We start from the raw sequence: 20,220 nt of genomic DNA on the forward strand, positions 1-20,220 counted from the left end.
TGAGCCGGACGCTCGATGCCATTGTCCCGCACCCGCGCGCGACGGATGGCCGGGGGTCGCCCGTCGAGCGCGTCGGCGCCGCGCTACGCGCCCGTGGGGTCCTCGCCCCGGTCGAGGGCCTTCCACAGTTCCTCGGGCCGGTCGGGGTCGGGGGCGGCCCTGCGGCGCGGGCGGGGGGCGCCGGAGCGTTCGTAGCGGCCGGACATGGCGGGCCACAGGCGGCCGTAGCGCAGGGCGAGCAGTCCGGCGACCAGGATCAGCAGGCCGCCGGCGGCCGCGACGTACGGCCAGGCGGTGTGGGTGAGCGCGTCGACGGTGGCGGAGGTGTCGCCGGAGGCCTGGGCGGCCTTCTCGTCGAGCGCGGAGCTGTCGGAGGCGCCGAACAGAGCCGCGGCGACGATGCCGGCGCCGGAGAGCGCGAGCAGGGCGGAGACGGCGAAGCGGCCGGTGCGGCGGACGGCGAAGACGGCGACGAGCGCGGCGAGGCCCACTATGGCCAGGGCCGCGGGGACGCCGGTGACATCGCTGCCGCTGGCGCTCAGCGGGAACGGGCCGCCGGCCACCGTCGCGGTGCCCCGCGACCACTGCTGGCGGGTGGCGAGCAGCGCCACGGCCGCGCCGAGCGCGCCGCACGTCAGGGCGACGGCGAGGCTTCGGCGGCCGGCCCGGGCGGGGCCTGCGGCGTCGGAACGGGGGCGGGGTGCGGAAGTCACGTACTCCACTATCGCCTGAACCCCGGGCGAACGGTCACCCGGGGCTCCGTGAGAAGCGCCCCATTTCGGGGCGGCGCCCTTACGCGCCCAGCCGGTTGGCGGTGTGGACCGCGCGCAGGACCGCCGCCGCCTTGTTGCGGCACTCCTGGTCCTCGGCGACCGGGTCGGAGTCGGCCACGACGCCGGCGCCCGCCTGGACGTAGGCGGTGCCGTCGCGCAGCAGGGCCGTGCGGATGGCGATGGCGGTGTCGGAGTCGCCGGCGAAGTCCAGGTAGCCCACACAGCCGCCGTACAGGCCGCGGCGGGAGGGCTCCAACTCGTCGATGATCTGCATCGCGCGGGGCTTGGGGGCGCCGGAGAGGGTGCCCGCCGGGAAGCAGGCCGTCAGGACGTCGAAGGCCGTACGGCCCGCCGCCACCTTGCCGGTGACCGTGGAGACGATGTGCATGACGTGCGAGTACCGCTCGACGGACATGAAGTCGACGACCTCGACGGAGCCCGGCTCGCAGACCCGCCCGAGGTCGTTGCGCCCGAGGTCGACGAGCATGAGGTGCTCGGCGCGCTCCTTGGGGTCGGCGAGCAGTTCGTCGGCGAGGGCCTGGTCCTCCTGCGGGGTGGCCCCGCGGTGCCGGGTGCCGGCGATGGGGTGGACCATGGCGTGCCCGTCCTCGACCTTGACCAGCGCCTCGGGCGAGGACCCGACGACGTCGAAGCCGTCGAAGCGGAACAGGTACATGTACGGGGACGGGTTGGTCGCCCGGAGGACCCGGTAGACGTCCAGGGCGCTCGCCGTGCACGGCGTCTCGAAGCGCTGGGAGGGGACGACCTGGAAGGCCTCGCCGGCGCGGATGCGCTCCTTGATGTCCTCGACGGCCACCTGGAAGTCGGGGCCGCCCCACAGCGCGGTGTACTCGGGCAGTTCGGAGGGCGGCAGGACCGCGGGCGGCTGGGCCACCGCGCGCGAGAGGTCCGCCTCCATGGCGTCCAGGCGCGTCACCGCGTCGGCGTAGGCCTCGTCGACGCCGGTGTCGAGGTCGTTGTGGTTGATCGCGTTGGCGATCAGCAGGACCGAGCCCTCCCAGTGGTCCATCACCGCGAGGTCGCTGGTGAGGAGCATGGTCAGCTCGGGCAGCCGCAGGTCGTCCCGCTCGCCGGGGCCGATCTTCTCCAGACGGCGCACGATGTCGTAGCCCAGGTAGCCCACCATGCCGCCGGTGAAGGGCGGCAGGCCGTCCTGGTGCGGGGTGTGCAGGGCGTCGATGGTGGCGCGCAGGGCGACGAGGGGGTCCCCGTCGACGGGGACGCCGACGGGCGGGGTGCCGAGCCAGTGGGCCTGTCCCGCGCGGGCGGTGAGGGTGGCGGCGCTGCGGACGCCCACGAAGGAGTAGCGGGACCAGGAACGGCCGTTCTCCGCGGACTCCAGCAGGAAGGTGCCGGGGCGTTCGGCGGCGAGCTTGCGGTAGAGCGCGACCGGGGTGTCGCCGTCCGCGAGGAGCTTGCGGGTGACGGGGATGACCCGGCGGTCGGTGGCCAGCTTGCGGAACGTCTCGAGGTCCATGGCGGCTGACCTTACTGATCCGCGCCCGGGAGGCCGGAATCGGCGTCCTCGAGCAGTACGCCGGCGTCCTTGAGCAGTACGTCCGCGTCGAAACAGGTGCGCGCGCCGGTGTGGCAGGCGGCGCCGACCTGGTCGACCCGGACCAGCACGGTGTCGGCGTCGCAGTCGAGGGCGACGGACTTCACCCACTGGACGTGGCCGGAGGTGTCGCCCTTGACCCAGTACTCCCGGCGGCTGCGGGACCAGTAGGTGCAGCGGCCGGTGGTGAGTGTGCGGTGCAGCGCCTCGTCGTCCATCCAGCCGAGCATCAGTACCTCTCCGGTGTCGTACTGCTGGGCGATGGCGGGCAGGAGTCCGTCGGCGCTGCGCCTGAGGCGGGCGGCGATCTCGGGATCCAGGTTGCTGGGCGCGGGCGTGCTGGTCATGGGTGCCATTGTGCCGCGCCCGTGTGACATCCCCGGGGTGCGTCCACTGTGCGGACCCGCGGGGCGGTCGTAGGCTGGCTGTCATGTCGACCTTCGCCAAGCGTGAACGACTTCTCCTGGCCGATCTGTTGGAGGCCGAGGGCCCCGAGGCCCCGACCCTGTGCGAGGGCTGGACGACCCGTGACCTCGCCGCGCACGTGGTGGTGCGCGAACGCCGTCCCGATGCCGCCGGCGGCCTGCTGATCAAACAGCTCGCCTCCCGCCTGGACAAGGTGACGGAGGAGTTCGCGGCCAAGCCGTACGAGGAGCTGATCCGGCTGATCCGGACCGGCCCGCCGCGGTTCTCGCCCTTCTCCCTCAAACAGATCGACGAGGCGTCGAACATCGTCGAGTTCTACGTCCACACCGAGGACGTCCGCCGGGCCCGGCCGGACTGGACGCCCCGTGAACTCGACCCGGTCTTCCAGGACGCCCTGTGGTCCCGCCTGGAGCGCACCGCCCGCCTGATGGGCCGGGGCGTCCCGACGGGACTGGTGCTGCGCCGCCCGGACGGCCAGACGGCGGTCGCCCACCGCGGCACGCCGGTGGTGACGGTGACCGGCGACCCGTCGGAGCTGCTGCTGTTCACCTACGGCCGGCAGAGCGCGGCCAGGGTCGAACTGGACGGCGACAAGGACGCCGTCGCCCGGCTGCACGAGGCCAAGCAGCTCGGGATCTGAGGAGTTCGCGGTGATCAAGGTCGCCATGACCAGCGTGTACGTCGACGACGTGGCCAGGGCACATGCCTTCTACACGGACGTCCTCGGCTTCGAGACCCGCATCCACATGGATCTCGGCGACGGCACGCGCTTCGTCACCGTGGGCGCTCCCGAGGGGGCCCAGCGGGACCTCCAGCTGCTGCTGGAGCCCGGCCAGGGCCCCATCGCGGAGCCGTACCGCACGGCGGTGCGGAAGGCGGGACTGCCGTGCATCGTGTTCTCCGTCGACGACGTCGAGGAGGAGTACGAGCGGCTGCGGATGCTCGGGGTCGAGTTCACCCAGGGCCCGCGGGACGAGGGCCCGTACCTCACCGCCGTCCTGGACGACACGGTGGGCAACCTGGTGCAGCTGGCGCAGCCCAAGGGGTGAGCCCGCGTCAGCGGGGCAGCTCGGCGCGGCGCAGGCCGGGCACGCACAGGGCGACGACCCCGCCGAGCCCGCAGACCATCGCGCTGACCGCGAAGACCGGGCCGGTGCCCCAGGCGCCGATCGCCGCGGCCGACAGCGGCATGCTGAGCGGGGCCAGTCCGAGGCTCGCCAGACTCGCGACGGCGGTGACGCGGCCCAGGTAGGCGGGGTCCGACTGGGTCTGCAGCAGGGCCGCGCACAGGGCGCCGCTGAGTCCGGCGAGCAGTCCGACGAGCAGGGCCGTGCCGGCCGCCACGGCGACGCCGGGCGCCTGGGCGAGCGCGCCGATGGCGACCGAGCCCCCCAGGACCGCGTACGCCGCGGTGTGCCCGGCGTACGGCAGCCGCCCCCGCACGGTCAGCAGCAGGGAGGCGGCGCCCGCGCCGACGCCGAACCCGGCGAGCACCCAGCCCATCCCGACGGCGCCCCAGCCGCGCTCGTCGGCGAGCAGGACCAGGCCCACGTTGAGCGGGCCGACGAAGCCGAGGTCTCCCAGGGTGATGGCGACCATCAGGGGGGCGAGGACGCGGTGGCGGCGGATGTACCGCAGGCCGGCCACCAGCTCGTGCCAGGCGGTGCCGCCGGCGTCGGCCGCCTTGTCGTCGGAGGGCAGTTCCCGCATCCGTACGGAGAGCAGCAGCGGCACCGACACGGCGATCAGCAGCGCGGCGAGACCGAAGGCGGCCGCCGCACCGCCGAGCGCCACCCCGAGGCCGCCGAGCGGGCCCCCGACGACGCTCGCGAACCGGATCCCGAGGCCGCGCATGCCCTGCACGCGCGCGAGCTGGCCGTGGCTCGTCACGCGCGCGGGGAGGGCCCCCACGGCCGGCAGGAACACGGCGTCGACGGTGCCGAAGACCACGGCCAGCGCGGCGAGGGGCCACAGTCCGGGGTCAGTGGCGAAGAGCAGGACGGCCACCGCGAGAACGGCCGCGCAGCGCACGACGTCGCTGCCGATGACCACCCGGCGCGGTCCGAACCGGTCGGCGATCACTCCGCCGCCCAGCATCAGCAGGGCCCGCGGCACGGCGCTCGCCGTCATCACCAGGCCCGCCTGCGCGGGCGTTCCGGCCTGGACGGCCGCCCAGGACAGGGCGAGGTAGTAGACGCTGTCGCCGACCATCGAGGACGTGTAGGCGGCGAGCCAGCGCAGGACGTTGCCGTCGCGGTGGGCGGGGCGCTCGGCGGCGGCCCGCCCGGGTATGACGGGCGCGGTGGTGGTCACGGAGGTGGCCTTCCTCAGACGCGGAACGGGAACCCGTACACGTGCAGCGCGACGTTCTCGCGCCCTTCGGTGTCGCCGGCGGCCTCGGCGGCCCGGCCCTTCTCGTCGTACTTCTTCAGCAGGACGTGCACGTCCTTGGACAGCTCGGCGAGTTCGGGCGCCGTCAGCCGCGCCAGGTACTCCGAGTCGAAGGACGCGCTCTTCCAGTCGGCACCCCAGTGGGGGCGTTCGTCGAGGTGCCGTCGGTACAGCTCGCTGCGCTGCTCGTAGATGAGCCGGGAGGCCGCCGTGTGCGCGGCCGCTTTCTCCGGGGCGTCCCGGAAGTCCTCGTCGTGGATGCTGAGGCCGTCCGAGGCGGGCTGCCACCAGCGCTCGCGTCCGTCCCCGCTCTGCGGCTCGGCCGGCTCGATCAGGCCGTGGTCGGCGAGCTTGCGCAGGTGGTAGCTGACCAGGGAGACGGCCTCGTCGACCTGCTCGGAGAGCTGGGAGGCGGTCGCGGTGCGGGCGATGTACAGCAGCCGGTACAGCTGGATCCGGAGCGGATGGGCGAGGGCCTTGAGGGTGCCGAGATCCGTGATCCGGCGGTTCTCCTGGGAGGGCATGGCCTCACCCTAGATACGCAGTAGAAGTTGCGCAATCTATTTTGCGCAACTTCTCTTTCGTACCTACGGCGAAGAACCCCCGACGGAAAAAAGAACCCCGGCCGCCGTCGGGCGACCGGGGTTCGAAGGCGGCGTGGTGTCACCTCACCGCGTGCCCCGCCTCCCGCAGTGTCTCCTTGACCTGGCCGATCCGCAGATCGCCGAAGTGGAAGACGGACGCCGCGAGCACCGCGTCCGCGCCCGCCGCGACGGCCGGCGGGAAGTCGGCCAGCCTGCCCGCGCCGCCGGAGGCGATCACCGGGACGCTCACGTGCTTGCGGACCGCGGCGATCATCTCCAGGTCGTAGCCGTCCTTCGTGCCGTCCGCGTCCATCGAGTTGAGCAGGATCTCCCCCGCGCCCAGCTCGGCGGCCCGGTGCGCCCACTCGACGGCGTCGATGCCGGTGCCCTCGCGGCCGCCGTGGGTGGTCACCTCGAAGGAGCCCGACGCGGTGCGGCGGGCGTCCACCGACAGGACCAGCACCTGCCGGCCGAACCGCTCGGCGATCTCCCGGATCAGGTCCGGCCGGGCGATGGCGGCCGTGTTGACGCCCACCTTGTCCGCGCCCGCCCGCAGCAGCTTGTCCACGTCCTCGGCCGTGCGGACGCCGCCGCCGACCGTCAGCGGGATGAACACCTGCTCGGCGGTGCGGCGCACCACGTCGTACGTCGTCTCGCGGTTGCCCGACGAGGCGGTGATGTCCAGGAACGTCAGCTCGTCGGCGCCCTCGGCGTCGTACACCTTGGCCATCTCGACGGGGTCGCCCGCGTCGCGCAGGTTCTGGAAGTTGACGCCCTTGACGACCCGGCCGTTGTCCACGTCCAGGCAGGGGATGACTCGGACCGCCAGGGTCATGACCGCTCCGCCCCTCGGTACGCCTCCACCTCGACCTCGACCACCAGGCTGGGGTCCACGAAGCCGGAGACGATCAGCATGGAGGCGGCGGGCCGGACGGAGTCGAACAGCGCCTTGTGCGCCCGCCCGACGTCCTCCACGTCCCGGGCGTGGGTGAGGTACATGCGGGTCCGCACCACGTCCTCGCGGCCGAGGCCCAGCTGTCCGAGCGCCGCGAACGCGACGTCGAAGGCGTTGACCGTCTGCTCGTAGGGGTCGCCCGCGGCGATCTCGCCGTCCACGATGGACGTGCAGCCGGAGACCAGCACCAGGCCGTTCGGCAGTTCCACCGCACGGGAGTACCCGAAGGTCTCCTCCCAGGGCGCGCCGGTCGTCACACGTCGCAGATCGCTCACTTGGCCACCGCCTCCAGGGCTTCTTCGAGGGTGAACGCCTTCGCGTACAGCGCCTTCCCGACGATGGCGCCCTCGACACCGAGGGGGACCAGCCCGGCGAGGGCCCGCAGGTCGTCCAGGGACGACACGCCGCCGGAGGCCACGACCGGGCGGTCGGTGGCCGCGCACACGTTCCTCAGCAGGTCCAGGTTCGGGCCCTGGAGCGTGCCGTCCTTGGCGATGTCGGTCACCACGTACCGCGCGCAGCCCTCCTTGTCGAGGCGCTCCAGCGTCTCGTAGAGGTCGCCGCCGTCACGGGTCCAGCCGCGTCCGCGCAGGGTCGTCCCGCGGACGTCGAGACCGACCGCGATCCTGTCGCCGTGCTCGGCGATGACCTTGGCGACCCACTCCGGGGTCTCCAGGGCGGCCGTGCCGAGGTTCACCCGGGTGCAGCCGGTGGCCAGGGCGGCGGCCAGGGTGGCGTCGTCCCGGATGCCGCCGGACAGCTCGACCTTGATGTCCATCGCCCCGGTGACCTCCCCGACCAGGGCCCGGTTGTCGCCGGTGCCGAACGCCGCGTCCAGGTCGACCAGGTGCAGCCACTCGGCGCCCGCCCGCTGCCAGGCGAGGGCGGCCTCCAGGGGCGAGCCGTACGAGGTCTCCGTACCGGACTCGCCGTGCACGAGCCGGACCGCCTGGCCGTCACGGACGTCCACGGCGGGGAGGAGTTCGAGCTTCGAAGCCATCAGAGGGTTCCGATCCAGTTGTTCAGCAGCTGCGCTCCGGCGTCGCCGGACTTCTCGGGGTGGAACTGCGTGGCCCACAGGGCGCCGTTCTCCACGGCGGCCACGAAGGGCTTGCCGTGTGTCGACCAGGTCACCAGCGGGGCGCGCAGCGCGGGGTTCGTGGCCTGGAAGCTCCACTCGTGGACGGCGTAGGAGTGCACGAAGTAGAAGCGCGCGTCCGCGTCCAGGCCCGCGAACAGCTCGGAGCCGGCGGGCACGTCGACCGTGTTCCAGCCCATGTGGGGCACGATGTCGGCCTCCAGCGGCGCGACAGCGCCGGGCCACTCGTCGAGGCCCTCGCTCTCCACGCCGTGCTCGATGCCACGCGCGAAGAGGATCTGCATGCCGACGCAGATGCCCATGACCGGACGGCCGCCGGACAGCCGGCGGTCGATGATCCAGTCCCCGCGCGCCTCCCGCAGGCCCTTCATGCAGGCGGCGAAGGCACCGACGCCCGGCACCAGCAGACCGTCCGCGTTCATCGCCGTGTCGTAGTCACGCGTGATCTCGACGTCGGCTCCCGCGCGCGCGAGGGCACGCTCGGCGGAGCGGACGTTCCCGAAGCCGTAGTCGAAGACGACGACCTTCTTCACACCGGTGCTCAATTCCACACCTCCAGCCTCATGACGCCCGCGACGAGGCACATCGCGGCGCCGACCGAGAGCAGCACGATGAGGCTCTTCGGCATCTGCTGCTTGACGAAGGAGTAGATCCCGCCGGCCAGGAACAGGCCGACGACGATCAGCAGGGTCGACAGGCCGGTCACAGCGCGCCCTTCGTGGACGGGAGGATGCCGGCCGCGCGCGGGTCACGCTCACTGGCGTACCGCAGGGCCCGGGCCAGCGCCTTGAACTGGCACTCCACGATGTGGTGCGCGTTGCGTCCGTAGGGCACGTGCACGTGCAGCGCGATCTGGGCCTGGGCGACGAAGGACTCCAGGATGTGCCGGGTCATCGTGGTGTCGTACTCGCCGATCATCGGCGCCATCTTCTCGGGCTCGGTGTGCACGAGGTAGGGGCGGCCGGACAGGTCGACGGTGACCTGGGCGAGGGACTCGTCCAGGGGCACCGTGCAGTTGCCGAAGCGGTAGATCCCCACCTTGTCGCCGAGTGCCTGCTTGAAGGCGGCACCCAGCGCGAGGGCGGTGTCCTCGATGGTGTGGTGGGAGTCGATGTGCAGGTCGCCCTCGGTCCTCACGGTCAGGTCGAACAGACCGTGCCGGCCGAGCTGGTCGAGCATGTGGTCGTAGAAGCCGACCCCTGTCGCCACCTCGACCTTGCCGGTCCCGTCGAGGTCGATCTCGACGAGGACCGAGGTCTCCTTCGTCACCCGCTCCACGCGGCCTACGCGGCTCATGCGCTCTCCTTCTTCAACTCACGGACCGCGTCGAGGAACGCGTCGTTCTCTTCGGGGGTCCCGGTGGTCACCCGCAGCCAGCCGGGTACGCCGTTGTCCCGGACCAAGACGCCCCGGTCGAGGATCTGCTGCCACATCACGTGCGCGTCGGCGAACCGGCCGAACTGTACGAAGTTGGCGTCCGACGCGGTGACGTCGTAGCCGATCGCCAGCAGTTCGGTGACCAGCCGGTCCCGCTCCGCCTTCAGCTGCTCCACGTAACCGAGCAGCGTGCCGGTGTGTTCCAGGGCGGCCAGGGCGGTCGCCTGGGTGATCGCCGACAGGTGGTACGGCAGCCGGACGAGCTGGACGGCGTCCACGACCGCCGGGTGGGCGGCGAGGTAGCCGAGGCGCAGTCCGGCCGCGCCGAAGGCCTTCGACATCGTCCGCGAGACGACCAGGTTCGGCCGGCCCTCGATCAGCGGCAGCAGCGAGCCGCCGTGGCTGAACTCGATGTAGGCCTCGTCGACCACCACCATCGAGGGCTTCGCGGCCTGCGCGGCCTCGTACAGGGCGAGGACGGTCTCCGGCGGGACCGCGGTGCCGGTGGGGTTGTTGGGGGTGGTGACGAACACGACGTCCGGCCGGTGCTCGGCGAGGGACTTCTCGGCGGCGGCGAGGTCGATCGTGAAGTCCTCGTGACGCGGACCGGAGATCCAGCCCGTACCGGTGCCGCGCGCGATGAGACCGTGCATGGAGTACGACGGCTCGAAACCGATCGCCGTACGGCCCGGTCCGCCGAAGGTCTGCAACAGCTGCTGGATGACCTCGTTGGAACCGTTGGCCGCCCAGACGTTGGCCGGCCCCACCGGGTGACCGGAGGTGTCCGTCAGGTACCGGGCGAGCCGCGTGCGCAGCTCGACCGCGTCCCGGTCGGGGTAGCGGTTGAGGTGCCGGGCCGCCTCACGGACCCGCTCGGCGATCCGTTCGACCAGCGGCTCGGGCAGCGGGTAGGGGTTCTCGTTGGTGTTCAGCCGTACGGGGACGTCCAGCTGGGGCGCGCCGTAGGGGGACTTGCCGCGCAGCTCGTCCCGTACGGGGAGATCGTCGATGCCGGTCACGTGCTCTGGGGAACCTTCCATCCGAACCGCGCCTTGATCGCCGCCCCGTGGGCCGGCAGATCCTCCGCCTCCGCCAGCGTCACCACGTGATGCGCCACGTCGGCCAGCGCGTCCTTCGTGTAGTCGACGATGTGGATGCCGCGCAGGAAGGACTGGACGGACAGGCCCGAGGAGTGGCAGGCGCAGCCGCCGGTGGGCAGGACGTGGTTGGACCCGGCCGCGTAGTCGCCGAGCGAGACCGGCGCCCAGGGGCCGATGAAGACCGCGCCGGCGTTGCGGACCCGGTCGGCCACCGCGGCGGCGTCGGCCGTCTGGATCTCCAGGTGTTCGGCGCCGTACGCGTTCACCACCCGGAGGCCCTCGTCGACGCCGTCGACCAGCACGATCGCGGACTGCCGGCCGGCGAGCGCCGGGCGGATCCGGTCCTCGATGTGCCGGGTGGCCGCGACCTGCGGCTCCAGTTCCTTCTCCACCGCGTCCGCGAGGGCGACGGAGTCGGTGACCAGGACGGCGGCGGCCAGCGGGTCGTGCTCGGCCTGGCTGATCAGGTCGGAGGCGACGTGCACCGGGTCGGCGGTGTCGTCCGCGAGGATCGCGATCTCGGTCGGCCCGGCCTCCGCGTCGATGCCGATCTTGCCGGTGAAGTAGCGCTTGGCCGCGGCGACCCAGATGTTGCCGGGGCCGGTGACCATGTCGGCGGGCGGGCAGGACTCGGTGCCGTACGCGAACATCGCGACCGCGGTCGCGCCGCCGGCCGCGTACACCTCGTCGACGCCGAGCAGCGCGCAGGCGGCGAGGATCGTCGGGTGCGGCAGCCCGCCGAAGTCGGCCTGTGCCGGGGAGGCGAGCGCGATGGACTCGACGCCGGCCTCCTGCGCGGGCACCACGTTCATGATCACGGAGGACGGGTAGACGGACCGCCCGCCGGGCGCGTACAGCCCGACCCGGTCGACCGGGACCCACTTCTCGGTGACCGATCCGCCGGGTACGACCTCGGTGGTGTGGGTGGAGCGCCGCTGCGCGCGGTGGACGAGACGGGCCCGCCGGACGGACTCCTCCAGGGCCGCGCGCACGGCCGGGTCGAGCTCGTCGAGCGCCCTGGTCAGCGCCTCGGCCGGGACGCGTACCGATTCCAGCCGGACCCCGTCGAACTTCTCGGCGAAGTCGATCAGCGCCGCGTCGCCCCGATGATGCACGGCCTCGCAGATCGGACGCACCTTCTCCAGGGCGGCCGAGACGTCGAAGTCGGCTCGGGGCAGCAGGTCGCGCAGGGCGGGGCCCTCGGGAAGGGCGTCGCCGCGCAGATCGATTCGGGAGATCACGCCGTCAATTCTCGCAGACCGGGATCGGGCGTCGTCCGCGCGTATCAATGGCTGATACAGAACATCCCGGGAACCCGCGGGACGTCCTTCACCCCACGTGTTCGACCCGTCACACAGCGGGCATGAACAGCTGTACGAAAGGTTGGAGCAGCGGGGAGGAAGGAAGCACTGTGACCGAGGGGGCCGGCCTGCGGGACGGTGGACCGCCGGACGATCTGACCGCCGCCGAGGCCGGCATGTGGCAGGCCTTCCGCAACGGCACCGTGTACGACCTGAGCAGCGGCGACACCGTCGTCGACGATCCACACGGCGGGCATCCCTGGGGGCCCGAGCGGACCGTGCGGGCCCGCATCGTGTGCTGGCTGCTCCTGGACGGACCGCCCGCGCTCGCCGGCCGGGTGTCCTCCCTGAAGCTGGTGGGGGTGCGGATCAGCGGCTCCCTGGACATCGCGGGCGGCACGGTGGTGCCGTACGTCGAGATGCGGAACTGCCGCTTCGAGCAGGACGTCCTGCTGCCGGAGGCGCGTTTCACGACCGTACGGATGGTGGACTGCTCGGTGCCCCGGCTGGAGGCGGCCCGGGTGCACACCGAGGGCGACCTGCACCTGCCGCGCTGCCGGTTCCACCGCGGCATCCGGCTCACCGACGCGCAGATCGGCACGGACCTGATGCTCAACCAGGCGATCGTCCACCGCGACCGCAGCGGCCGCTCCATCGCCGCGGACGGCATGAGCGTCGGCCAGGACCTCCAGGCCGAGCTGCTGGAGTCGCACGGCGAGCTGAGCCTGCGCAGCGCCAAGATCGGCGTCTCGCTGAGCCTGCGCGGCGCCCGGCTGGTCAACCCGTACGGGCGACTCGCCCTGAACGCCCCGCAGCTGACCGTGGAGCGCTCGCTGTACCTGACCCCGGCGGGCGTCGGCAGCGTCGCGCTCAGCGGCACCACACCCGCGCGCGGGACGCGCGTCCAGCGGTTCGAGTGCCAGGGCGGGGTGCGGCTGGACGACGGGCGGTTCGGGGACGCGGTCGACCTGGAACGGGCCCGCTTCACCTTCACCGACGAGCAGGAGCTGTCGCTGCGCCGCGTGCAGACGCCGGAGCTGCGCTTCCTCGGGGACCGGCCGGCGCGGGGCATGGTCGTGCTGTCGGGGGCGCGGGTGGTCAACCTGATGGACCGGGCGGACGCCTGGCCGGGCCCGGGGCGGCTGCACATGGGCGGCTTCGGTTACGAGAACCTGGTGCCGCGCGGCCCGTTCCCGCTGGACGCACGGCTGGACTGGGTCGCGGCGGCGACCGCCGAGTACAACCCGGAGCCCTACGAACGGCTCGCCTCGGTGCTGCGGGCCGGCGGTGAGGACGAGGACGCGCGCGAGGTGCTGCTCGCCAAGCAGCGCCGCCGCCGGGAGAGCCTGCCGGTCGCGGCCAAGCTCTGGGGGTACGCCCAGGACTGGACGGTCGCCTACGGATACCGGCCGGGCCGGGCGGCCGTATGGATGGCGGTGCTGTGGGCGGCGAGTTCGGTAGCCTTCGCGCAGGCAGACCATCCGCCCCTCAAGCGCGGCGAGCATCCGCCGTGGGACCCCGTTCTGTTCGCCCTCGATCTGCTGCTGCCGGTGATCGACCTGGGCCAGGTCGGGTTCTGGCAGCTGAACGGCGGCTGGCAGTGGCTGGCCGCGGTGCTCGTCCTGGTGGGCTGGGTGCTGGCGACGACGGTGGCGGCGGGGGCGACGCGCCTTCTGCGGCGCGGTTGACGGTGCTGGTGTGACCAGAGTTGTTGAACGGTCACCTTTTTACCTACCCTTGACCGGGGGACGTACAACTTTTCGCGACTTGCCGGATGAACCTGGCGCAGCGATCACCCGCGTCTTTCAATGGTCGACACCATGGCTCTGTTGCTCCCGTTCAACCGCGGCTCCCGGGCGGCCCGGAACACCTCGTGCGCGGTCTGCCGGCCGCCCGCCGACGACGAGGTGTTCCTCGACGCGCCCGACGACCGGCTCGGCCCCGCGCTGGTCGCGGCCGGAGCGGGCGCGTACGGGCCGGCCGCCGCGCTGCTCGCCGCCACCCGCGCGGACGCCGACTGGGAGAACCGCGACCGCTACGCGCGCAGACTCGCGGCCTTCGCCCGCTCCCGCGACGAGTGGTACGAGACCTGGCGCACGGCCGCCCCGCACGACCCGGACGCGCTGCTGCTCGGCGCCCAGCTCGCGGTGGAGCGCGCCTGGCCGTCACCGGCACGGGCGGAACTGCTGCGCGAGGTGAGCCCCCTGATCACCGCCGCCGGGCACGGCGACCTGAGCGACCCGGTGCCGTGGCGGATCGCGCTGGACCACGCGCGCGGCTCCAAGGCCGGGCACACGTACTTCGGGGAGCTGTGGGAGGCCGCGGTCCGCCGGGCCCCGCACCACTACGGCTGCCATGTGGCGGCCCTGCGCTACCTCGCCGCCTCCGGGCAGGGCTCCCACCAGGCGTGCTTCGACTTCGCCGAGCGGGCCGCGCAGGACGCCCCGGCCGACTCGCTGGTACAGGCGCTGCCGGCCCGGGCGGCCCTGTCGTACCTGACCGACGGCCACGGCCGGGACATACCGCGCGCGCGGCTGGATGCGGCCGCCGACCGGGCCATCGCGCTCTCGGCCCGCTTTCCGGCCGCCGACCCCTGGCCGGCCGAGGTCCGCAACAAGCTGATGTACGTCCTGGTGCGGCTGGAACGCTGGCCGGACGCCGGGGAGCAACTGCGCCGCATCGGCCCGTACGCCACCTCGTTTCCGTGGGAACGGTTCTCGGACGACCCCCTCGGCCGGTTCCTGGAGATCCGGGACGAGATCCGCCGCCGGACCACTCCCCGCCATCCACGGAGTGAGCACGGCGGACGTGCCCGCTCCGGCGACCATTAGGCTCTTGCGTCGTGACCACCGTGCGGCTCCCGCTCTTCCCCCTGAACTCGGTGTTGTTCCCGGGGCTCGTGCTTCCCCTCAACATCTTCGAGGAGCGCTATCGCGCCATGATGCGCGAGCTGCTGAAGACCCCCGAGGACGAACCACGCCGGTTCGCCGTCGTGACGATCCGCGACGGCCACGAGGTGGCGCAGACCGCGCCCGGCATGCCGGACCCGACGGCCGTGCCCGAGCGCGGGCCGACGGCCGGCTTCGGCGAGGACCCGGTCAAGGCGTTCCACGGCATCGGCTGTGTCGCGGACGCGGCGACGGTCCGGGAACGCCCCGACGGCACCTTCGAGGTGCTGGCGACGGGCACCACCCGGGCGCGCCTGCGGTCCGTCGACGCCTCCGGACCGTTCCTGACCGCGGAGCTGGAGGAGCTGCCGGAGGAGCCGGGCGAGGAGGCCGGGGCGCTGGCCGAGGGGGTGCTGCGGTCCTTCCGCCAGTACCAGAAGCGTCTGGCGGGGGCCCGGGAGCGGTCCCTGTCCACCGGGGCGGAACTGCCGGACGAACCGTCCGTGGTCTCGTACCTCGTGGCCGCCGCGATGATGCTGGACACCCCGACCAAGCAGCGTCTGCTCCAGGCCCCGGACACCGCGGCCCGGCTGCGCGAGGAGTTGAAACTCCTTCGCTCGGAGACGTCGATCATCCGTAGTCTGCCGTCGTTGCCCGCGTCCGAGCTGACGCGCGGGCCGACGAGTCTCAACTGACGTACGAGCGCGGGAACAGGCGGGGATCAGGCCGCGATGGCGAAGAAGGCGAAGCAGAAGCAGCAGGCGGGCGGCACGCCCGCGACGGTGGCGCTGACGGCGGCGGGAGTGCCGTACACGGTCCACTCCTACGACCACGACCCCTCCCACCCGTCCTACGGCGAGGAGGCCGCCGAGGCGATGGGCGTCTCGCCGGAGCGGGTCTTCAAGACCCTGGTCGCCGACGTGGACGGGGCGCTGACGGTCGCCGTGGTCCCGGTGGCGGGCCGGCTCGACCTCAAGGCGCTGGCGTCGGCGGCCGGCGGCAAGCGCGCCACGATGGCCGACCCGGCCCTCGCCGAACGCACCACCGGGTACGTGCGCGGCGGCATCTCCCCGCTCGGCCAGCGCAAGCAGCTCGCGACCGTGCTCGACGCGTCGGCCTCGGCGCACCCCACGATCTGCGTCTCGGCGGGCCGCCGCGGCCTGGAGATCGAGCTCTCCCCGGACGACCTGGCGAAACTCACGGACGCGGTGCTGGCGCCCATCGGGCGTGCGTGACCCCTCGACGGCGGTCCGTTCCCCGGCCGAACGTCAGGGACATGTCGAAGGAGACACGCGACCGCGGTGGCGCGTCGAGAAGCGCCGCTCCGACCACGGCGCGCGACCGGTCTGGCGCCTGTCCTGTCACCAGACCGTGAGACGCGTCACGCCGGTGGGGCGCCGTACGGATCCTTCGGGACGGGGTCCTGCCGGTAGGGGGCCAGGTGCTCCGGGTCCCGCGGCCCGAACAGGGCCGTCAGCCCCAGGTGCACCACCAGCGCCGCCAGCGGCCACGCCAGCAGCGCCCCTTTGGCTCCCAGCTCCAGAGGCGCGGAGAAGGTGACTCCCTTGCCGACGGACTTCGCGTGGGCGACCACGTCCTGCGTGGGCCCGAGCCACACCCCGAGCCGCCAGGCCAGCAACGAGGCCAGCAGCCCGCCGACGCCCAGCGCCACCACCAGCGGCACTCCCCCGCGCCGTCGCAGCAGGAAGACGACGAGCGCGCTCACGGCCCCGAAGGCCAGCGCCAGCAGAGTGAACGTTCCATCGACACCGACCGCCTGTTCGCCCTCGGTGTCCTCCAGGTAGACGACCCAGCTCTCGCCGGTCACGTCACCCACCAGCGGGACGTGCGGCGCCAGCCACCACCACAGCACGCCCAGCAGCACCCCGGCGAGCGCCACGGCCACCGTGACCACGGCGGCCTCCCGCACCTCGGTCTTCATCCCGGGACCGTCCTGTCCGTACGCGCCGTCCGCACCGTACGACACGTCCGGCGCCGGAACCACGTACCCGGGAGGCGACCCCTGCCACGCACTGTGCGCGGGCTGTTCATGGGGCGGCGGAGGAGGAGTCAACGGTGCGGTCACCCTGACATCGTGCCAGGCGCGCCCGTGCGGCGCGTCACCGGACGGCCGCCCGGCGGTACGCCCAGGTGGCGACGGCCAGCGACAACACGCCGACGCCGGCGCAGACGGCCAGATCACCGAGGACGAAGGCCCAGTCGGGATCCGGCTCGAAGGTGCGTGCGAATGCCTCGACCCCGTACGTCGAGGGCAGCAGATCCCGGGTGAAGCGCACCGCCTCGGGCATCCGGTCCGCGGGCAGCACCCCCAGCAGCAGCGCCGCCGACATGCCGAGCTGGCCGAGCAGCGTGGCCAGTTCCGGACGGGGCGCGAGCAGCCCGAGGGCGGCCCCGAGCCCGGCGAGCGCGGCCCCCGCGAGGGGGATGACGGCCACGAGCACCCACAGGTGCGTCAGCGGAAGTCCGAACAGCAGCGACCCGAAGACCGCGGTCACCACGGTCCCCGGCACGGTGAAGGAGGCGTACGCGCCCGCCGCGCCCAGCACCACCGCCGCCGGCGGCACGGGCAGGGTGGCGTAGTGGTCGAGCCCGCCGCTGGCCCGCAGCTGGCCGAAGTACTGCGCCAGCAGGTTCAGCGCGACGAAGGCGACCACCAGGACCGACGAGCCGGCCACCACCGCCTGCGCCTCGCCCCCGCCGTCCACGACCCCACGCATCAGGATCATGATCCCGACCGACTGGAAGGTCGCCACGAACAGCAGCGGGATGCGCGCGACCCGCGCCCGGGACAGCTGCGCCCGGTACACGGCCGCCAGCGCCGGCCACAGTCGCGCGCGCGGACCGAGCTCGGCGGCTTCCCGGACCGGCTCCTCCACGGCCAGGGCGCTGCCCGGCAGAACCTCGGCGGGTACGACACTCACCTCGTGCGGCTCCCCTTACTCGGTGTCACTCCGGCCCTCGCCCCGTCCCGTACGGATACGGCGGTCCCTGTACTCAACGTGCTCACGCCTTCACCAGTCCCTGCTGTGCGGCGCCGCCCAGCGCCAGGTACACGTCCTCCAGGCTCGGGGTGGCGAGCGTGAAGTCGTCCAGCGCGGCGAAGGCCGCCCCGCCGGTGACGGTGGCGACGACCGCGCGGGCCTCGTCCGGGGCGAGCCGCAGGGTCCAGCGGCGCCCGGACTCCACGGCCCGGTCCCGCAGCGCGGCGACCTCGGGGACGTGCAGCGGAGCCGTCTCGCGCCACACCAGGTCGACCCGCACCTCGTCGGCGACCTGTTCCTTGAGGCCGGTGGGGCTGTCGCAGGCGATCACCCGGCCCCGGTCCAGGACGGCGACCCGGTCGAGGACGGTCTCGGCCTCGATGACGTTGTGGGTGACGAGCAGGACGGTCGCCCCGTGCTCGGCCCGGCGCCGGTCGACGGCGCCCCACACCGCGCGCCGCGCCACGGGGTCCATGCCGGTGGTCGGCTCGTCGAGCACCAGCAACGGCCGCCGCCCCACCAGCGCGGCGGCGAAGCAGGCCAGGCGGCGCTGTCCGCCGGACAGCTTCTTGATCGGCCGTCCGGCGAGCGCGGCCAGGCCCAGCTCGTCCAGTACGGCGTCCCGCTCGGCCCGCGCCCGCCCCACGTCGAGTCCGCGCAGCCGGCCGGTGGTCTCGGCGGCGAGCGACACCGTGAGCTCGTCCAGGGCGCTGGACTCCTGGCCCAGGTAGGCGAGGATCCGGGAGGCCCGCTCCGGATGGCGCACGATGTCGTGCCCGAGGATCTCGACGCTCCCGCGGTCGGGCCGCATCAGCCCGGTCAGCTGTCGTACGAGGGTGGTCTTCCCGGCACCGTTCGGCCCGAGCAGCCCGAAGATCTCGCCGCGCCTGATGTCCAGCCGTACGTCGTCGGTGGCTGTCACCTGGGGCGTCGGGGGAACACCGCGCCGGCCGCGTACCGCCGGATAGGTCTTGGTCAGTCCGCGCACCGCGCACACGACATCACCGCTGTGTCGAAGTGCCTGTGCCGCGCGCGTACTCACAAGGGACGAGCCTACGGGGTCCGCCGCCCCGGCCCGCTGCCGGGTCGGCCCATAACGGGAATTCCAGCGGTAAAGATCTCGCGCGGCCGCGCGGAGCCGGCCGCGGGGCGTACTGCCCGGTCCCACTCAGCGGCGGGACGCGCTCAGCCGGTCGCAGCCACTCCGCAGGGCCGTGCTCGCCCGGTTTCACCCGGTGACGGGGCACGCTCGGCCCATCCGAGCCGACCCCAGGACCGCGCTCGCCCGGTCTCAGCCAGCCGCAGGGGCGCGTTCGACCGGTCGCAGCCGGTCACAGCCGACCCCAAGGCCTTGCGGCCCATCCCAGCCGCCCCCAGGACCCTGCTCGCCCGTTCTCAGTCGGCGGCGGGGGCGTGCTCGGCCGCCGTGCGCACGTCGATCTCCCGCCAGAACCCGGCCCGGATGGCATACCGGTCGTGCTCGTCGATCTGGTCGTCCTTGTGCGCGAGCAGCCCGAAGCGGGCGGCGTACCGCAGCAGTTCGCCGTCGATACGGTGCGGAATGCGCGGATACATCCCGGACAGCTTCTGCAGGTGGCCCTGGTCGCCGAGCCGTTCCATCCACCGCCGCGCGAAGACCTGCCCCACCTCGAACGGGTCCCCGCCGACCGTGGTGATGTCCTCCTCCCGGTCGGCCCACCGCTGCTCGGCCGTGGTCACCTGGGCGAGCGTCGGCATCGAGGCGACCTCGGGCGGCTCGGCGGCCCCACCGGGCCGGTCGACCCAGCCCTTGTCCGAGGACCAGCGCAGGGTCGCGGTCGTGGGGGGCGGGGCGGGCTGGACACCGGGCGCGCGCAGCGCGGCCAGGTCCTTCGGGGTGGGCACGCCCTTGGGCGCGGGCACCCGCTCCTGCGTCCCGTTCTCCGAGGCGTCGGCCGCCGTGGCGTGCTCCTCCGCCTCGGCGGACCGCTCGCCCGAGCGGGTGAGCGCGGACTCGGGCAGCGGCGCCGACAGGATCGCGGCGATCTCGGGCCGCGGCACCGGCGGCGGCGCGCAGATCCCGCCGAACTCCTTGGCGCGTACGGCCTTGGTGATCCACGCGCGGTCGAGCACCCGCCGCTCGTCGGCCTCGGCGACCAGGTCCTCGGACTGGTTGTAGTCCCCGTCGGCGGCCTGCACGGCCCACAGATGGACGGCGACTCCGTGCTCCTTGGCGGCCATCATGCCCGGCAGCAGGTCCCCGTCGCCGGTGACCAGGACGATGTCGGAACAGGCGCGGTTGCGGGCGAGTTCCGTCAACTCGGCGTGCATGGCGGCGTCCACGCCCTTCTGGGCCCAGCGTCCGTCGCTGCGGGTCAGGGCGCCGAGCCGGACGGTGACCCGGGGCATCACGCGCAGCCTGCGGTGCTCGGGCTGCGGGACGCGGTCGGGGGCGCCGTCGAACCAGTAGATGCGCAGCAACGGCCGTTCCGTGTCGGACTCGGCGCGTTCGCGCAGTCCTTGGATGAGGGCGCTGTGGTCGACGGTGATCCGGGATCGCGACGGTTCCCCGGCGAGGAGACTGGCGGCGGCCCCCAGCAGATACCCGGCGTCCACCAGGACGATGCAGCGGTCCACACGACTCACCCTCTTCCCGGGAGGTTTGCTTCGGGCTTGCTTCGAGTCTGCCCGACCACGCGGGGGTTAACGGCCGGAACTCGATCTTCGGCGTGGCGTTTCGGGGAGGCATACCCCGATGAGCACGATCAC

Annotated in this window: 23 protein-coding genes; 6 read left to right on the top strand and 17 right to left on the bottom strand. The window is 73.1% G+C overall.

Translation table 11 applies throughout. The features are described 5' to 3' along the window. Positions 1-83: 83 nt before the first annotated feature. From QQS16_RS13025 to hisI, 3 genes are all read right to left on the bottom strand, one after another. Entirely contained in the window at positions 84-722 is a 639-nt protein-coding gene (locus QQS16_RS13025; RefSeq protein WP_286061801.1) for a TIGR02234 family membrane protein, read from the bottom strand. A 70-nt stretch (positions 723-792) separates the two neighbouring features. Then, entirely contained in the window at positions 793-2,271 is a 1,479-nt protein-coding gene (locus QQS16_RS13030) for an anthranilate synthase component I (protein WP_286061802.1), read from the bottom strand. A gap of 11 nt (positions 2,272-2,282) precedes the next feature. Then, positions 2,283-2,696, bottom strand: a complete 414-nt coding sequence (hisI, locus tag QQS16_RS13035) for a phosphoribosyl-AMP cyclohydrolase (RefSeq protein WP_286061803.1) — start codon at positions 2,694-2,696, stop codon at positions 2,283-2,285. 83 nt (positions 2,697-2,779) lie between these two features. Here hisI and QQS16_RS13040 point away from each other — a divergent pair, with 83 nt between their 5' ends. Beyond that, positions 2,780-3,415, top strand: a complete 636-nt coding sequence (locus QQS16_RS13040) for a TIGR03085 family metal-binding protein (RefSeq protein ID WP_286061804.1) — start codon at positions 2,780-2,782, stop codon at positions 3,413-3,415. Positions 3,416-3,425: 10 nt separating this feature from the next. Further along, positions 3,426-3,824: a VOC family protein gene (locus QQS16_RS13045; RefSeq protein WP_286061805.1), complete on the top strand. Its 399-nt coding sequence runs from the start codon at positions 3,426-3,428 to the stop codon at positions 3,822-3,824. A gap of 7 nt (positions 3,825-3,831) precedes the next feature. On the opposite strand, the gene QQS16_RS13050 is transcribed toward QQS16_RS13045, so the two are convergent. The 10 genes from QQS16_RS13050 to hisD form a co-directional block, all read right to left on the bottom strand. Further along, on the bottom strand, positions 3,832-5,088 hold the full coding sequence (locus QQS16_RS13050) for an MFS transporter (RefSeq protein ID WP_286061806.1): 1,257 nt from the start codon (positions 5,086-5,088) through the stop codon (positions 3,832-3,834). Positions 5,089-5,102: 14 nt separating this feature from the next. Beyond that, positions 5,103-5,690 carry an ArsR/SmtB family transcription factor gene (locus QQS16_RS13055; RefSeq protein ID WP_286061807.1) on the bottom strand — a complete coding sequence of 196 codons (588 nt, stop codon included), beginning with the start codon at positions 5,688-5,690 and terminating at the stop codon, positions 5,103-5,105. 139 nt (positions 5,691-5,829) lie between these two features. Further along, complete coding sequence (gene hisF, locus QQS16_RS13060) at positions 5,830-6,585, bottom strand: imidazole glycerol phosphate synthase subunit HisF (RefSeq protein ID WP_286061809.1); 756 nt, start codon at positions 6,583-6,585, stop codon at positions 5,830-5,832. Then, positions 6,582-6,980, bottom strand: a complete 399-nt coding sequence (locus QQS16_RS13065) for a RidA family protein (protein ID WP_286061810.1) — start codon at positions 6,978-6,980, stop codon at positions 6,582-6,584. The genes hisF and QQS16_RS13065 overlap by 4 nt, the downstream gene beginning before the upstream one ends. Continuing rightward, entirely contained in the window at positions 6,977-7,705 is a 729-nt protein-coding gene (gene priA / locus QQS16_RS13070; protein WP_286061811.1) for a bifunctional 1-(5-phosphoribosyl)-5-((5-phosphoribosylamino)methylideneamino)imidazole-4-carboxamide isomerase/phosphoribosylanthranilate isomerase PriA, read from the bottom strand. The genes QQS16_RS13065 and priA overlap by 4 nt, the downstream gene beginning before the upstream one ends. Further along, a complete protein-coding gene (gene hisH, locus QQS16_RS13075; RefSeq protein ID WP_286061812.1) occupies positions 7,705-8,355 on the bottom strand; it encodes an imidazole glycerol phosphate synthase subunit HisH in 651 nt (216 codons plus the stop codon). The genes priA and hisH overlap by 1 nt, the downstream gene beginning before the upstream one ends. Then, positions 8,346-8,510, bottom strand: coding sequence for a CG2302 family histidine operon protein (locus QQS16_RS13080; protein ID WP_286061813.1), 165 nt, complete (start codon positions 8,508-8,510; stop codon positions 8,346-8,348). Before QQS16_RS13080 ends, hisH begins: the two co-directional genes overlap by 10 nt. Next, positions 8,507-9,100: an imidazoleglycerol-phosphate dehydratase HisB gene (hisB, locus tag QQS16_RS13085; protein WP_286061814.1), complete on the bottom strand. Its 594-nt coding sequence runs from the start codon at positions 9,098-9,100 to the stop codon at positions 8,507-8,509. The genes QQS16_RS13080 and hisB overlap by 4 nt, the downstream gene beginning before the upstream one ends. Beyond that, positions 9,097-10,221 (bottom strand): histidinol-phosphate transaminase, encoded by a 1,125-nt coding sequence (locus QQS16_RS13090; RefSeq protein WP_286061815.1) that lies wholly within the window; start codon positions 10,219-10,221, stop codon positions 9,097-9,099. Before QQS16_RS13090 ends, hisB begins: the two co-directional genes overlap by 4 nt. Beyond that, positions 10,197-11,522, bottom strand: coding sequence for a histidinol dehydrogenase (hisD, locus tag QQS16_RS13095; protein ID WP_286061816.1), 1,326 nt, complete (start codon positions 11,520-11,522; stop codon positions 10,197-10,199). The genes QQS16_RS13090 and hisD overlap by 25 nt, the downstream gene beginning before the upstream one ends. Before the next feature lie 170 nt (positions 11,523-11,692). Between hisD and QQS16_RS13100 the strand changes: the two genes are divergently transcribed. From QQS16_RS13100 to ybaK, 4 genes are all read left to right on the top strand, one after another. Beyond that, positions 11,693-13,270, top strand: a complete 1,578-nt coding sequence (locus tag QQS16_RS13100) for an oxidoreductase (RefSeq protein ID WP_286061817.1) — start codon at positions 11,693-11,695, stop codon at positions 13,268-13,270. A 120-nt stretch (positions 13,271-13,390) separates the two neighbouring features. Continuing rightward, positions 13,391-14,413: a hypothetical protein gene (locus tag QQS16_RS13105; RefSeq protein ID WP_286061818.1), complete on the top strand. Its 1,023-nt coding sequence runs from the start codon at positions 13,391-13,393 to the stop codon at positions 14,411-14,413. 11 nt (positions 14,414-14,424) lie between these two features. Then, a complete protein-coding gene (locus QQS16_RS13110) occupies positions 14,425-15,165 on the top strand; it encodes an LON peptidase substrate-binding domain-containing protein (RefSeq protein ID WP_286061819.1) in 741 nt (246 codons plus the stop codon). A gap of 36 nt (positions 15,166-15,201) precedes the next feature. Beyond that, positions 15,202-15,705 (top strand): Cys-tRNA(Pro) deacylase, encoded by a 504-nt coding sequence (ybaK, locus tag QQS16_RS13115; RefSeq protein ID WP_286061820.1) that lies wholly within the window; start codon positions 15,202-15,204, stop codon positions 15,703-15,705. Positions 15,706-15,851: 146 nt separating this feature from the next. On the opposite strand, the gene QQS16_RS13120 is transcribed toward ybaK, so the two are convergent. The 4 genes from QQS16_RS13120 to QQS16_RS13135 all read right to left on the bottom strand — a co-directional run bounded on the left by QQS16_RS13120 (position 15,852) and on the right by QQS16_RS13135 (position 20,088). Then, positions 15,852-16,556: an AAA family ATPase gene (locus QQS16_RS13120; protein ID WP_286061821.1), complete on the bottom strand. Its 705-nt coding sequence runs from the start codon at positions 16,554-16,556 to the stop codon at positions 15,852-15,854. A 34-nt stretch (positions 16,557-16,590) separates the two neighbouring features. Continuing rightward, the gene (locus tag QQS16_RS13125) at positions 16,591-17,412 is read right to left on the bottom strand and encodes an ABC transporter permease (RefSeq protein WP_286061822.1); all 822 of its coding nucleotides are present in this window, start codon (positions 17,410-17,412) and stop codon (positions 16,591-16,593) included. A gap of 82 nt (positions 17,413-17,494) precedes the next feature. Further along, positions 17,495-18,469 (bottom strand): ABC transporter ATP-binding protein, encoded by a 975-nt coding sequence (locus QQS16_RS13130; protein ID WP_286066309.1) that lies wholly within the window; start codon positions 18,467-18,469, stop codon positions 17,495-17,497. 398 nt (positions 18,470-18,867) lie between these two features. Next, positions 18,868-20,088: an NYN domain-containing protein gene (locus QQS16_RS13135; protein WP_286061823.1), complete on the bottom strand. Its 1,221-nt coding sequence runs from the start codon at positions 20,086-20,088 to the stop codon at positions 18,868-18,870. Positions 20,089-20,220 lie beyond the last annotated feature (132 nt).

It is taken from the genome of Streptomyces sp. ALI-76-A (genome assembly GCF_030287445.1).
GTDB lineage: Bacteria > Actinomycetota > Actinomycetes > Streptomycetales > Streptomycetaceae > Streptomyces.

Coding starts and splice junctions, on each gene's coding strand:
- QQS16_RS13030 (WP_286061802.1), bottom strand. CDS start 2,271: ATGGACCTCGAGACGTTCCGCAAGCTGGCCACCGACCGCCGGGTCATC.
- hisI (WP_286061803.1), bottom strand. CDS start 2,696: ATGACCAGCACGCCCGCGCCCAGCAACCTGGATCCCGAGATCGCCGCC.
- QQS16_RS13040 (WP_286061804.1), top strand. CDS start 2,780: ATGTCGACCTTCGCCAAGCGTGAACGACTTCTCCTGGCCGATCTGTTG.
- QQS16_RS13055 (WP_286061807.1), bottom strand. CDS start 5,690: ATGCCCTCCCAGGAGAACCGCCGGATCACGGATCTCGGCACCCTCAAG.
- hisF (WP_286061809.1), bottom strand. CDS start 6,585: ATGACCCTGGCGGTCCGAGTCATCCCCTGCCTGGACGTGGACAACGGC.
- priA (WP_286061811.1), bottom strand. CDS start 7,705: ATGGCTTCGAAGCTCGAACTCCTCCCCGCCGTGGACGTCCGTGACGGC.
- hisB (WP_286061814.1), bottom strand. CDS start 9,100: ATGAGCCGCGTAGGCCGCGTGGAGCGGGTGACGAAGGAGACCTCGGTC.
- QQS16_RS13090 (WP_286061815.1), bottom strand. CDS start 10,221: ATGGAAGGTTCCCCAGAGCACGTGACCGGCATCGACGATCTCCCCGTA.
- QQS16_RS13105 (WP_286061818.1), top strand. CDS start 13,391: ATGGTCGACACCATGGCTCTGTTGCTCCCGTTCAACCGCGGCTCCCGG.
- ybaK (WP_286061820.1), top strand. CDS start 15,202: ATGGCGAAGAAGGCGAAGCAGAAGCAGCAGGCGGGCGGCACGCCCGCG.